The organism is Veillonella caviae (assembly GCF_003992125.1).
GTDB classification, from domain to species: Bacteria; Bacillota; Negativicutes; order Veillonellales; family Veillonellaceae; genus Veillonella; species Veillonella caviae.
In genome coordinates this window covers 1-14,223 of record NZ_RQUY01000033.1, presented here as the reverse complement: position 1 = coordinate 14,223, position 14,223 = coordinate 1, and the positions used below count along the sequence as shown (strand labels likewise).

General features: G+C 40.7%; 14 protein-coding genes and 1 other annotated feature. Of the genes, 2 read left to right on the top strand and 12 right to left on the bottom strand.

Features of this window, described 5'->3' with window-relative positions:
* Window positions 1–119: 119 nt before the first annotated feature.
* From EO120_RS08850 to EO120_RS08830, 5 genes are all read right to left on the bottom strand, one after another.
* Window positions 120–605, bottom strand: coding sequence for a GNAT family N-acetyltransferase (locus EO120_RS08850; RefSeq protein WP_127135108.1), 486 nt, complete (start codon window positions 603–605; stop codon window positions 120–122).
* 413 nt (window positions 606–1,018) lie between these two features.
* Entirely contained in the window at window positions 1,019–2,089 is a 1,071-nt protein-coding gene (gene leuB / locus EO120_RS08845) for a 3-isopropylmalate dehydrogenase (RefSeq protein ID WP_127135107.1), read from the bottom strand.
* Between the two features lie 399 nt (window positions 2,090–2,488).
* On the bottom strand, window positions 2,489–2,980 hold the full coding sequence (locus EO120_RS08840) for a 3-isopropylmalate dehydratase small subunit (RefSeq protein WP_127135106.1): 492 nt from the start codon (window positions 2,978–2,980) through the stop codon (window positions 2,489–2,491).
* Between the two features lies 1 nt (window position 2,981).
* Window positions 2,982–4,241: a 3-isopropylmalate dehydratase large subunit gene (gene leuC, locus EO120_RS08835; RefSeq protein WP_127135105.1), complete on the bottom strand. Its 1,260-nt coding sequence runs from the start codon at window positions 4,239–4,241 to the stop codon at window positions 2,982–2,984.
* Between the two features lies 1 nt (window position 4,242).
* On the bottom strand, window positions 4,243–5,778 hold the full coding sequence (locus tag EO120_RS08830; RefSeq protein WP_127135104.1) for a 2-isopropylmalate synthase: 1,536 nt from the start codon (window positions 5,776–5,778) through the stop codon (window positions 4,243–4,245).
* Window positions 5,779–5,893: 115 nt separating this feature from the next.
* Window positions 5,894–6,095 (bottom strand) — a binding site (T-box leader).
* 381 nt (window positions 6,096–6,476) lie between these two features.
* On the opposite strand from EO120_RS08830, the gene EO120_RS08825 reads away from it, so the two are divergent.
* On the top strand, window positions 6,477–7,472 hold the full coding sequence (locus tag EO120_RS08825; protein WP_164725742.1) for an Abi family protein: 996 nt from the start codon (window positions 6,477–6,479) through the stop codon (window positions 7,470–7,472).
* Between the two features lie 247 nt (window positions 7,473–7,719).
* Here the strand turns inward: EO120_RS08825 and EO120_RS08820 are convergent, their stop codons facing one another.
* The 7 genes from EO120_RS08820 to EO120_RS08795 all read right to left on the bottom strand — a co-directional run bounded on the left by EO120_RS08820 (window position 7,720) and on the right by EO120_RS08795 (window position 13,329).
* Window positions 7,720–8,373 carry a hypothetical protein gene (locus EO120_RS08820; RefSeq protein WP_127135102.1) on the bottom strand — a complete coding sequence of 218 codons (654 nt, stop codon included), beginning with the start codon at window positions 8,371–8,373 and terminating at the stop codon, window positions 7,720–7,722.
* Window positions 8,374–8,497: 124 nt separating this feature from the next.
* Window positions 8,498–9,256: an SDR family NAD(P)-dependent oxidoreductase gene (locus EO120_RS08815; protein ID WP_127135101.1), complete on the bottom strand. Its 759-nt coding sequence runs from the start codon at window positions 9,254–9,256 to the stop codon at window positions 8,498–8,500.
* Window positions 9,257–9,273: 17 nt separating this feature from the next.
* The gene (locus EO120_RS09205) at window positions 9,274–9,441 is read right to left on the bottom strand and encodes a hypothetical protein (RefSeq protein WP_164725741.1); all 168 of its coding nucleotides are present in this window, start codon (window positions 9,439–9,441) and stop codon (window positions 9,274–9,276) included.
* Window positions 9,442–9,733: 292 nt separating this feature from the next.
* Entirely contained in the window at window positions 9,734–10,735 is a 1,002-nt protein-coding gene (locus EO120_RS08810; RefSeq protein ID WP_127135100.1) for an electron transfer flavoprotein subunit alpha/FixB family protein, read from the bottom strand.
* Complete coding sequence (locus tag EO120_RS08805) at window positions 10,735–11,739, bottom strand: electron transfer flavoprotein subunit beta/FixA family protein (RefSeq protein ID WP_127135099.1); 1,005 nt, start codon at window positions 11,737–11,739, stop codon at window positions 10,735–10,737. The genes EO120_RS08810 and EO120_RS08805 overlap by 1 nt, the downstream gene beginning before the upstream one ends.
* 4 nt (window positions 11,740–11,743) lie before the next feature.
* On the bottom strand, window positions 11,744–12,022 hold the full coding sequence (locus EO120_RS08800; protein WP_127135109.1) for a ferredoxin family protein: 279 nt from the start codon (window positions 12,020–12,022) through the stop codon (window positions 11,744–11,746).
* Window positions 12,022–13,329: an FAD-dependent oxidoreductase gene (locus tag EO120_RS08795; protein WP_127135098.1), complete on the bottom strand. Its 1,308-nt coding sequence runs from the start codon at window positions 13,327–13,329 to the stop codon at window positions 12,022–12,024. The genes EO120_RS08800 and EO120_RS08795 overlap by 1 nt, the downstream gene beginning before the upstream one ends.
* Before the next feature lie 300 nt (window positions 13,330–13,629).
* On the opposite strand from EO120_RS08795, the gene EO120_RS08790 reads away from it, so the two are divergent.
* Window positions 13,630–14,031: an ArsR/SmtB family transcription factor gene (locus EO120_RS08790; RefSeq protein WP_127135097.1), complete on the top strand. Its 402-nt coding sequence runs from the start codon at window positions 13,630–13,632 to the stop codon at window positions 14,029–14,031.
* The last annotated feature ends 192 nt before the right edge of the window (window positions 14,032–14,223 follow it).

Below are 14,223 nucleotides of genomic sequence, written 5' to 3'. Positions count from 1 at the left end.
CTTTCGTTTCCGCACCCGCATAGCGGGTGGTTTTATGATTCGCGACTACGTCGCGAACCAGTCTAAAGACAATAACAAAAAAGTTGAAGCAGCCATACATGCCACTTCAACTTCTGAACCTATATTAATTCTTTTTTAAATAATACTGTCGTATGTTGTTTTCCTCTAAAATGTACCTTGTCATAGGCCTTAAACCCAAAGGATTCATACATCTTAGGCAACCACGGATGTTCTTGGGCTGTCCCTAATGTAACAGCAGGTGTTTTTAATTCATTAATCAAAATATTCTCTGCATAACCTAATGTTTCCCGTGCAAAACCTTGGCCTTTGAATTCCGGAGCCGTTACAAAATGAGCAATATGGGGATATTTATCTGGCGTTGCATAATTTACCCATGGCATGCATAAAGTAATCGAACATACCAATTGACCAGCAAGGAATAAACCATATACAGGATATGTTTCAATCCACTCTTTCGATTCCTCTTCTGTAAAATCGATAGCATCGAATGAAATAGGATAATCCTTAATGGCTGCATACCCTTCAATTAATACTTTATGATATTCTGCTGTATCTGCTACTGTTAACCGTTTAAATTCCTTCATCGTCTTGCCCTCAAATCTATATAACTATACTCTATACTATACTGATAATTTACATACCATTGGTGAAAGCTATATTCATCGTTGAGTTAACTGCTAGCTACTAAGTGCTAAGTGATAACTGCCAGTATCTAACAGCGATACCATATATCTTCCTATATGATGTGTATAATAATTCACTTTGTTTATTTAATTATACATTTATTTGTAATGTTATGCAAGTATTTTATATAAATATTCCGCTAATAGAATTGAGATTACATCAAAAAATAACACCCCCTTAAAATTGACTTTGCTAATAACCTTAGCATTGAAAATCTTTTAAGAGGGTGTTTTGATGGAGACTATACGTTGTTTAAATAACCACCTTTATATCGTGCACTAAGTACGCAAGACACTCAGTACATATAGATATATTATAAACGTTCAATAACAGCTTGCGCCATTTCAGTAGTGCCTACTCGTTTCAAACCTTCGCGGTAAATATCGCCTGTGCGATATCCGTCAACGAGAACTTGTTCTACCGCTTTTTCGATGTTGTCAGCTACTTCAGGAAGATCTAAGGAGTGACGGCACATCATAGCTGCAGACAAAATGGTACCCAATGGGTTCGCCAAGTTTTGACCCATAATGTCCGGCGCAGAACCGTGAATTGGTTCGTACAATGCAGTACCTGTACCCATCGAAGCAGATGGTAACAAACCAATAGAACCAGAAATAACAGCGCCTTCATCAGATAAAATATCACCAAACAAGTTTGTTGTTACAATAACATCGAATTGTGCAGGATTTACGACAAGTTGCATCGCTGTATTATCTACATAGAAGTAATCTGTTTTGATATCTGGATTAGCATCTGCTTTTTCTTTTGCAATTTTGCGCCATAAACGAGAAGATGCCAATACATTGGCTTTATCTACAGATACGACTTGTTTACGGCGTTTACGAGCCGTTTCCATAGCGATATCCATGATGCGCTCTACTTCGTAGCGGCTGTATGTTTCTTTATCCCAGGCGAACTCATTAGCACCTTCTCCTTGTGCCTCTTCGCGCTCACCGAAATAAATACCGCCAGTCAACTCACGAACAATAACAAAATCTACATTTTGCACTAATTCCTTTTTCAACGGAGAATATTCTTGCAAAGATGGATAAATCTTTACAGGTCGAAGATTACAGAACAACCCAAGTTCCTTACGAAGACCTAGGATAGCTTTTTCAGGACGAATCTCAGGCGCCACATCATCCCACTTCGGACCGCCAACAGCACCTAACAATACAGCATCAGCGCTTTTACAAGCCTCAATCGTATCCTCAGTTAAAGGCACACCATACGCATCAATAGACGCACCGCCTGCCTTTTTATCAATCCAATTAACAGACACACCAGCCTTCTCAAAAGCCACATCACACACAGACTTCGCTGCAGCGATAATCTCTGTGCCGATACCATCGCCAGGAATCAATACAATATTCTTTACACTCATTCTATTACCTCTAAAACTTGCTACATAAAATATATAACTATATAAGCTAACCCTACAAAACCTTACCAGAACCCCTCCCAGCGAGGCTGGATTAGTTTAATTTCGCTCGGCATTCACAACTACAGTAGAAAAGAACTGACCACCTTGACTCAACTGCTGAGCCCTTTTACAGTAAGGCTGGATTAGCTAATTTCGCTAACCGCAAAATAACATCCATCGTAGAATAGAAATACCTAAACAAAAACAGATATATGCTATAGAAAAGGACTGAACCTGTTGACTCAAGCGACTTTACGTAGCCCCCAAAGGGGGCGTTAAGCGTATGGAGTCTGAGGCAATAGGTTCAGTCCTGCCTGGCTTATATCACTTTAGGCAGGTTTTTCTATTCGGATAAGCAGATTATTTACGATTACGCGCGAAATTAACTAATCCACCTGCTGATGCGATATCTTGGATAAATTGCGGCAATTCTGTGCCTTGGTATTGTTCGTTTTTCGTCAAATTATATACGATACCTTTGGAAAGGTCTACGCCTACTGCATCACCAGCTTCAATGTTGTCCACTTGATCACCAATTTCGATAACAGGCAAACCAATATTGATAGCATTGCGGAAGAAAATGCGTGCAAAGGAATTAGCAATGATAACAGGTACGCCTTTTTCTTTAATAACTGCTGGCGCATGTTCACGAGAGGAACCGCAGCCAAAGTTTTTACCTGCTACCATGATTTCCCCCGCTTTCACATTAGGAGCAAAAGTAGTATCAATGTCTTCCATAGCGTGTTCCGCTAGTTCCGCCCAATCAGCAATCGCCAAATAACGAGCGGGAATGATAACGTCTGTATCTACATCGTCGCCGTAGCGCCAGATTTTTTTGCTTTCAAAATCCATATTAAACCTCCTCAGGCCCTGCAATACGGCCTAATACAGCACTGGCAGCCGCCACATAAGGGCTGGCCAAATATACTTCAGAATCAACGTGACCCATACGGCCTCGGAAATTTCGGTTCGTAGTGGAAACAGTACGTTCCCCTTCTGCCATGATACCCATGTAACCACCTAAGCAAGGGCCACAAGTCGGCGTGGATACAGCACAATCAGCTTGGATAAAGATGTCCAATAAACCATCGCGAAGTGCTTGATCATATACATCTTGAGAACCAGGAATAACGATACAGCGCACGAAAGGAGCTACTTTACGACCTTTGAAAATCTCAGCAGCAGCTACGAGGTCTTCGTAACGACCATTTGTGCAAGAACCGATAATAACTTGGTCGATGTTGATATCTTTAGGAATTTCATTTACATAATGTTTGTTAGATGGCAAATGAGGGAATGCTACGACTGGTTGTAATTCGTCAAGATTGATCGTTACTGTTTGAGCATATACTGCATCTTCATCAGCATTAATCGGTTCTACAGGACGGTTCACACGGCCTTTAATGTATTCTTCAGTAATTTCATCATAAGGGAATACCCCACATTTACCGCCTGCTTCGATAGCCATGTTACAAATAGTAAGACGGTCTGCCATAGTCATATGTTTTACGCCTTCGCCAGCGAATTCAAGAGCCATGTAACGAGCCCCATCAACGCCGATGCGGCCGATGAGTTCCAAAATAATGTCTTTACCAGTTACCCATTTATTAGGTTTGCCGATTAATTCAACTTTAATAGTTTCAGGCACTTTGAACCAAGTTTTACCTTCTGCCATCGCAACGCCTGCATCAGTAGAACCAACGCCAGTAGCAAAGGCATTCACTGCACCATATGTACAGGTATGAGAATCAGCACCGATAATCATTTCACCAGGTCCAATAAGACCTTTTTCAGGAAGGATAACGTGTTCAATACCCATACGACCTACTTCAAAGTAATTAGTAATGCCATGTTCGCGAACGAAATCACGCATCACTTTTGCTTGTGTTGCAGATTGGATATCTTTATTTGGCGTGAAATGGTCTGGCACTAAATAGATACGCTCTTTATCGAATACAGGTTTTTCAATTTTCAAAAACTCTTTTCGAGCTGGTGGGAAGGTAATATCATTCATCAATACTGCATCTAATTTACATTCAATGATTTGTCCCGGTTTTACCACATCAAGCCCGGCATGGCGAGCCATATTTTTTTCCGTAATGGTCATACCCATATTATTGTGCCTCCTCTTCTAGCTCCATAGCTAGGTATACAGAATTTACTGCATTAATATATGCATTTACACTTGATTTAACAATGTCCGTACTAATACCACGGCCATGGTACATGCGGCCATTATATTCTACCTTAAGGGTCGCTTCCCCAAGGGCATCTTTACCAGCTGTAATAGCGCGAATTTGGTAATCTTTTAAACTAATTGGCAATCCGATAACACGTTCTACCGCTTTAAGGGATGCGTCTACAGGACCGTCACCAACGGCAGCATCCGATTTTTCGCCGTCTGGCGTAGTAAGACGTACATGAGCATACGCATAACCTTGGTCGCCCAATTCATAATGTTGATGAACTAGCTCGAATGCTTTTTTGTGATTCAAATTATCTACCACAAGAGCGATAATATCGTCGTCGTACACTTGTTTCTTGCGATCTGCAAGGGCTTTGAATTTAGCGAATAAATCGGCGATTTTCTCTTCTGTGAAAGTATGGAAACCGAGATTTTTAAAATGGTCTTCAAAGGCGTGACGGCCGGAATGTTTACCAAGAACGATATTAGTTTTCTCTGCCCCAACAGACTCAGGCGTCATAATTTCATATGTTTCAGGATTGTTGAGCATACCATGTTGATGAATACCGGATTCATGTGCAAATGCATTAGAACCAACAATAGCTTTGTTTGGCGGTACGATAACACCTGTTAAACGGCTCACCAGTTTAGATAGTTTTGTAAACTGTTTTGTATCGATGTTCATTTGTAAATCACCGAAGTAATCATGACGCGTTTTAAGTGCCATCACTACTTCTTCGATACCTACATTACCAGCACGCTCACCTAAACCATTTACAGTACATTCCACTTGACGAGCACCAGCTTTGATAGCCGCCAAAGAATTGGCATTAGCAAGGCCTAAATCGTCATGACAGTGAACAGAAATGATAGCCTTTTCAATACCTGGTGTATGTTCCTTAATGTAGCGAATTTTTTCAGAAAACTCTTCAGGTGTTGTATACCCTACTGTATCTGGTACATTGAGGATAGTAGCACCACCAGCAATGGCTACGCCGAACACTTCACATAAGAAATCAAGGTCTGTACGAGATGCATCTTCTCCAGAAAACTCGATTTCGTCGAATTTGCCCTTTGCGAACTCCATAATGTTTTTTACTTTTTCAAGCACTTGTTCGCGGGTCATTTTCAATTTATATTCCAAATGGATATCAGACGTGGCAATGAACACATGTAAACGGCTGCGCTCTGCATCTGCTAACGCTTCAGCTACCTTTTGTACGTCCTTTTCATTAGACCGTGCCAAGCCGCAAATAGTAGCACCTTTCACCTCACGAGCAATAGTCCGTACCGCTTCAAAATCCCCTGGGGACGCCGCTGGGAAACCAGCCTCAATCACGTCGATACCGAGGCGCACAAGACCTTTGGCAATTTCCACCTTTTCCGGCGTTTGTAATGCTACACCTGGTGTTTGCTCACCATCGCGTAACGTTGTATCAAAAAAATAAATACGATTTTGATCCATGATAATCACCTTTTAACTAATGAATCTACTGAACTAACGAATCTACTATAAACATATATTATATCTATCTTTTGTGAAAGCTTCACAAACAAAAAAGCCCCTCAGAGCATAAGCTCAAAGGGGCGTTATTTACATAACACGGTACCACCCTAATTGGGACTCGTTGTGGGTATAACGGAACCACCGTCGATGACTACTAATGTTCACCACCGAAGCTCATGGGAGAGTGTCAGCATACAACCTCTATTGCCTCGCACCGACCGGCAACTCTCTGAAAGCAGGATTTATAAACCTTTATACCCATTCATCGCTAATTTTTAGATATAAGGATATTGTACAGTATTCTATAGAGTTGTGTCAATGTGTATACCAATAGATTATGAGGTTTTGTCGCATTCAAAGTTAGCATGCACATCTTCGCTGGATTGTTTCGCCTCGAATCCTGACGGTCACGGTATCAACCATTCGGTATAATTCATATATCCAGATGAATAGCTTCTTATAGAAACAGTATATATGTTCATAGTATAATTATAGTAAATTCATAAAGAAGACGTAGCGGGAAAAGAACTCATTGACACGGATTGTAATATTTGCTAAAGTGATTATACAAAGAGTAAGTAATGAACCTGCGGGAACATTACGGAGGCGAAACAATCTGCGGATTGTTTCGCCTCTTTTTATTAGGAGTGATAACTATGTCAAAACCATTCCAAACGCATAATCAACAACTAAAAATTTTAAGAAGTAGAAATATATCCATTACCAATGGCAGTAAAGCCAAAGCCATTCTCATTCGAGAAAATTACTACCAGCTTATCAATGGTTATAAACATATATTTCTTGATATAGTAGAAACTAAAAAGCGAAAAGAAGATTATTACAAAATAGGAACCACCTTTGAACAGATTTATGCCTTGTACGAATTCGATAGAAATCTTAGAAATGTTCTCATGAAATACATCCTAATGACAGAAAATTCCATCAAATCTAAAATCGCCTATCAGTTTTCTTCAGAATGTCCTAAAGAACCATTTAGTTACTTTAATATTAACAATTATAGAAGCCATGATCATCAAAAAACGACAGCATTAATTGCTGAGCTTTCATCAGTAACTAAAAAGAACACTGATGCAGCCACAAAATCTGGACCATTTTATCACTATTTTAACGAACACAAAGAACTTCCTCTATGGGTATTAATTACAAAGCTCACATTAGGACAAACATGTAGCCTGTTTTATAGCCTAAAAAATAAAACACAAACAGAAATTATAAAAGCCGTATTACATGAATTTAAAAACAATTGTAATGTAGCAGCACAACACATCAATCCCCAACTCTATATTTCAGATTTTAGTAGTGCCATTAATTCTATCAAGGCGTTTCGTAATGTCTGTGCTCACGAGGAAAGATTATATGATTATGAAGCTAAAAATAGGAATGGTAAACCTATACAAACAACATACTTTTATCTAAATAGCCCTACACCACCATTTAAAGGAGGTTTGTTCGACATTATATTATTACTAAGGCTCTTTTTAACCAAAAAAGACTATAAACAATTATTAAAGCGATTAGATGAAGAACTCGCTAAACTACAAACTGAATTGCCATCCAACTTATTTTCAGAGGTTACGCGTAAAATGAATCTACCTAAAAATTGGAGCATTGAGCTGAATAAGTATATCTAATATTCCACCCCATTATCAATCATATAAAAACAGTAACAAAAGCTGTACATCTATCAACAAAGATTGATGTAATCTCTACCTACTTTTATCCTATAAACCAGAATGTATGTACTTCCTCTCATGTTAAATCTCAAAGAATCTAACATGAGAAAAATAGTACATGCTACAACATTCTAGTTACAGTCCTTTTTAACTTTATAAGGCAGCATACAATAGTCTGATACATCCTGCAAATTATGTATCAGACTTATTGTTTAACCCCGTGATAGCGGCTAGCTTTCACAGTTTCAACAATGGCTTTCGCCATATCATACGTAACGGCCCGCTCAAAGGCAATGGAATGGTTTTGAACGCCATCATCCCAAGTAGCAAGGCGTACCATTTTGTTGCCACCTTTGAAAGTCACCTTCTTGCCATTTACTTTCACAGTTTTTACAACATTGTAATCGTTGTAATCACCACTGATATCACCTTTTTGAAGTGACACGCGATAATTAATACGCGTTCCCATTGCTTGATTTTGAGTCACATCTTCGCCAGGTTGATATACATAAGTAATGTGTAATGTATCTCGATTTATGGTGTGAATCGATTCCACATTATACCCTACAGGTAACACCTTCGGTATATGAGGTTCAAAACCAATATATGTAACAGCGTCCACTAAAGTGGAGAATTCATGTATAGGACTAGGCATACCCACCATAGGCTCTGATTGTATTGAATTTGCAGATACTATCGGCTCAAATTGTTCTCCCTGTACAGATGCACCTAACACCGATTTCACTTGGTATATCGGCATACCTAATTCTGCTGATTCTTGATGTGCCGATGCTACCGCCCCAAAACAAACAGTTCCAATAAGCGCTAATACAACGACTATAGGTACTTGTTTTTTCATGTGTAATCCCTTCTATATAAATTGTGTAATATATAATTGTTCGATTTATATATTAAATATATCTAAAATAGAGGAATTTTTCAATATAAATGTATGACGATATCATATGGGTAAAGGATAGCGCTTATTTCTTATGTACCATAAATCCTGCCGCTTGTTGGTTTGCCATAATGGTCACATCGGAGATTTGCAAGCGTCTTGGTTGGTTCGTTACATAGTACACCACATCCGCTACATCCTCTGGTTGAATGGCCTCGATACCAGCATATACGGATTTTGCTCGTTCTTCATCACCGTGAAAGCGCACCGCACTAAAATCTGTTTCTACAATGCCTGGTTGAATAGTTGTTACTTTAATATCCGTACCGATAGTGTCCATGCGAATACCATCACTCAAAGTCTTTACCGCCGCCTTAGTGGCACAGTACACAGCGCCCTTTGGATAGGCATAAATACCCGCCGTAGACCCCATATTTACAATATGACCACTATTTTGCGCCATCATAAATGGTAAGACCTCTTTTGTGACATAAATAAGACCCTTCACATTCGTATCAATCATGGTCACCGCATCATCAACGGAACTGTCTTGAAAATCATCAAGCCCTTGTGCCAAACCTGCATTATTTACCAATACATCTACGCCACCAAAAGCTTCAATAGCTGGTTTCACCTTTGCCTCTACATCTTCGCGGCTGCGTACATCAAGAATCAAAGTCTGTACCTGTACACCATAAGCCGTTTCTAGCTCTGCTTTCACAGCGGCTAAACGCTCCTCACGACGACCAGCAAGCAACACATGGTCACCATGTTGAGCAAATATACGAGCACATTCTAAACCGATGCCCGATGTGGCACCAGTAATCAACACATGACGATTCATAAAAACCTCCTTCATAATTATCCTTTACGCTTAGTAGCTACCCTATCTATATCAATAGTGGGAGCTATTATAGATGCGCTATTATTAGACACTACATATCCCCAACGTGAAAGCATAGCCTGTTGTTCCTCTTTTAAAAAATCAAAGAGTATTTTCTTATATAAACCATTACTATCCGTAGTCACACCTACACCACCTTCCCGTCGAATCTAGTATATACGCCTATTATACAACAAAGAGGATTGCTAATCATAATCGATTGGTCATCCTCCCTCCATCTCCAACGGATATGTTGGCGCATTCCCAAATAGACTAAATGATTTGATTAGACACTACTACCGTAGAACGAGAAATGAGGAGTGGGATTCTAAAAATGAATTTACGTAGCCCCGAACGGGGCGTTAAGCGTACTGAATTTTTAGAACCCACTCCTCATTTCCTCTTCCCAAAAGATTTAGTGTCTAATCAAATTGTATTCTATTTAAGATGCCCCAACATATCATTAAGCACATCCATGCAATCCCCTACGATTCCATAATTTGCATGTTGAAATATCTCCGCTGTAGGGTCGTTATTGATAGCTACGATAGTATCAGATCCAGAGATACCACTCACATGTTGGATGGCACCGGAAATACCAAATGCAATATATAGTTTAGGGCTTACGGTTTTCCCTGTTTGGCCTATTTGATAAGGCAGTTCAATCCACCCTTTTTCTACGAGAGGGCGAGTAGCACCCACAACGCCACCGATGGCATCAGCCAATTCATAGAGTTTGTCAAAGTTTTCCTTAGATCCCATACCTCGACCACCAGCAACGATGATGTCCGCTTCTTGAATATTATAGCTAACAGAGCTAAACGGAATAAAATCAATACGTTTTGTGCGAATATCAGCAGCGGTTAGATTAACAGGTTCAATTTGAATACGTCCCCATGCCGCATCATTCCGCTCAGGTTTCTTAAACACATTAGGCCGTACAGAGCCCATTTGAGGGCGGTGATTAGGGGAAATAATTTCCGCCAAAATATTACCACCCAAGGCAGGACGAGTCCATTCTACCAATCCTTCCTCTGTGTCCACCGTCAAAATCGTGCAATCCGCTACAACGCCATTTTGCATACGCCCCGATATGCGAGGTGCCAAATCACGACCGTTATTAGTAGCACCGATGAGCAACACATTAGGCTTGTGGTCTTTAAAAAAATCAGTTAATACCTTAGTGTAACCATCGGTACTATAATGCTTCAAGAAAGGGCTTTCAAAAACATGCACAATATCAGCACCATAGGCAACTAATTCCTGCGCCTGTTCTTGCACATTCTCTCCAAGGAGCATTACTTGTACCAATTGGCCCACCTCTTTTGCTATATGCCGCGCTTGACCAATGAGTTCAATGGTAACAGGATGTACTACATCATCGATAGTGTCTGCAACAACAAAGACATCCTTATATTCTTCAAAATTCGCAATCCCCATTACCGCTCACCTCCTTGTGCATCTGTAGATTGTTTCGCCGCCTCTGCAGCAAATGTATTCGGCTGAACTGCCCGTATTTCCTTCGGCACTACGCTGTCCACTGCAGCAGCTCGCACCACGGGATTGCTCACATCTACGCCGTCATAGTCCTCCGCTTCCACCACTGGTTCGTCGGACGGCACCAATAAATGGGCGAATTTCTCAGGTTTTACATGGTACGCCAATTCTAATATCTTTTTCGAGCCTTCCTCTACGGATGAAAGCATGTCTACTTTGCCACGAAGTGGTGGTTGGTATACCTTGCGTACCCGTGTAGGAGATCCACCAAGACCGATGCGGCTTTCATCAATATGCGGCATATCACGCAAAGTAATATGTCCAATAGTATATCGTTTGGCAGCAATGGAATGCCACAAACTAGGCACACGCGGTTCATTCAATTCTGATGTAGCTGTTATCAATAGTGGTAACGGAGCCTCCATAAGTTCATAACCACTCTCATGTTCCCGTTTAACTAGCACAGTGCGAGAAATCTCATCAACGGAAATTTCACACGCATACGTAGCCTGTGCTATGCCTAGTTCCTCTGCAATTTGAGGACCTACCTGAGCCGTATCGCCATCTATGGCCTGTTTACCGCAGAAAATCATTTCAAATGTACGATTCATCGTCCGTTCCACATGACGAATGGCGGACGCAATAGTGTAACTCGTCGCCAATGTATCGGCGCCACCAAAAGCACGATCCGTAATGAGCCATGCATCATCAGCCCCACGGGCTAAACATTGGCGCAAAGCTTCTTCTGCCTGCGGTGGTCCCATGGAGATAACGGATACACGACTGTCGGGAATTTGGTCTTTCACAGATAGTGCCGCCTCAAGAGCATGCATATCATAAGGGTTTACAATGCTGGGAAGTCCTGTACGAATTAAATTATTCGTTTCTGGATCTAGTTTGATTTCCGATGTGTCTGGTACCTGTTTAATACATACTAATAATTCCATGATCTCACCCCTGTCTAAATTCTATGCCTTTAGCATTTTTTGGATACTTCCAAGTTTTCACAATGCTATTACCACACAATACACGACATGTACCACACTCAAGGCAACCGGCAAAATCAAATGCCAATGAACCGTCCTCTTGCCAAGTATAAAGCCCTGCAGGACAACCATTGACCAGTTTCATCGCCTCTTCTCGACTCACCTGCTGTCCATCAATAATGATATGAGGGGACGTTTCATCTACATAATATTTATTCGCCCCTAAACGCTCTTCTAACTTCATCATAAGGAACGTACCCCCTTCCATGCATCACGAATCAATGTAAATACACCTACTGTGTTTACGCGGCGCCATAGTTTTTTCATCAACGATTCCGCACCATTGCCGTTCACAGTGAATACATCTCGCATCATACTATTGACAAACTCTGGGTAAGTATCAAATACACGAGGGTGCGTAGCCAGGAATTTTGGCATCTTTCTATATCGTTTTAAATCTTTGCCAAGCCAACAGTTTTTCACCTGTTTTTCGTACATCTTCGGCACCTTGTCCATATTTTCGTCCCGCAAACCAATATTGATGGCCTCTGCTGCACAAATGCCGGACTGAATCGCTAGGTCCATGCCACGAATCGTATATCCTAGATTCATACACATGCGGGCTGCATCACCGATGATGAGATATCCTAAACCTCCTAATTTTGGCATGCTTTCATAACCGCCTTCAGGCACGAGATGAGCGCTATGCTCTTTCAACTGTCCATTCTTCAACAATGGTGCAATGCTAGGATGACTGGTGAAAGCCCCTAACATATCGTCTATAGAGTGTTTCGCAGAACCGATATCCTCAAGTCCTACAACCATACCTACAGACACACTATCCTTATTAGTATAGATAAATCCGCCCCCTAAGAGGCCATCTGTCATATCACCCAGTGTAAGCCACGCCATACCTTGGTTACCAGTGAGCATAAGTCGATTGTCGATATCTTCTTTTTTGAGCTTATATACCTCTTTCACGCCCACTGCCATAGACCTTGGGTCCGTAGACTCCATGAGACCTGCTTGTTCTAGTAATACCGTATTCGCCCCTTCAGCGATAATGACCATTTTGGCATACACTTCATCATCATCACAACGTACACCAGTAACGCGTTTTCTCTTCCCTTCACCTTCTATAATGAGTTCTGTTACCTGTACATTTGAAATAATGAGCGCCCCTTGTTGCTCTGCTTCTTCAGCTAACCATTTATCAAATGTAGCACGTAACACTACATAGGATTCTTCATCTTGAGGTATATCACTACCGGTATATTCAATAGTCGTCATTTCCTTACCGCTGGCAATGGAAATTCGCTCCTTCACCACTTGTCGTTCTAATGGAGCTCGTTCGCGAAAATCGGGAATCAACTGTTCTAAGGAATGCGTATATATACGTCCTCCCATCATATTTTTTGCCCCTGGTGCCATGCCCCGCTCGATAACGAGCACCTTCACCCGCTGTTGTGCCAACCGATACGCTGCTGAAGCCCCCGCTGGTCCAGCACCAACAATGATGACATCAAATATTTCTCTCATATCATTACCCATACACTCAGCTCCTTTTATGAAATCATAATCTTACGCTAGCTATACTTTAGTATATTGTACTGCATATCAGTTCATAAGTATACCACGCTCTTTCTTACCTCTATTCACTGATTCCATACTTTACAATTATGCATAATAAACTTATGATTTTCATAATTAATCCTAGATTTTATACAAAAATAAGCGTATGATAAAAGCAGGAAAAACCCTTTATACAAACGCGTATAATACGACCGCATAATGCAAGACACGGTCAAAGCAAGGCACTCATTATTTTGGTATTTATCAATAGGAGGCCATATGGACCCACTAAAAATCTTGAAAGCATTATCAAATCCACATCGACTAGATATTATATTGTGGCTAAAGAACCCAGAACAAGAATTCGGTGTTCAAGTGCATAGTAAAACTCTCATCGATTTCCCTCACAGCGTCAGTGTTAAGAGTATTCAAAAGCGCTGTGGCGTTTCGCAATCTTCGGTTTCCACTTTCATGAGCATTCTAGAAAATGCAAAGCTTGTAGAGTCCCGTAAAATCGATCAATACACCTATTTCCGCCGTAACGAAGAAATAATTCGTAAATTCGGCGATTGGTACACCATGGAAGTATCCATCCAAAATAACAGTATCGAAAAACTAGTAGGCTCCGCCAATACAGATACCGACGAATCACCAACACCAAAGAATGCTGCCAAGAACTAGTAATTTCCATACAACTACATATAGGCATTACAATATACAGAAAACTAAAAACCCTTTTCTCATATGACGGGCACTAATACATTCGGCCACATGAGAAAAGGGTTCTAACACAAAAGGGGCTTATAGGACAAAAAGTGTGTGTAAAAACCCTTGTAATACTAGTAAATATCTAGTGTTATAAGGGTTTAATCT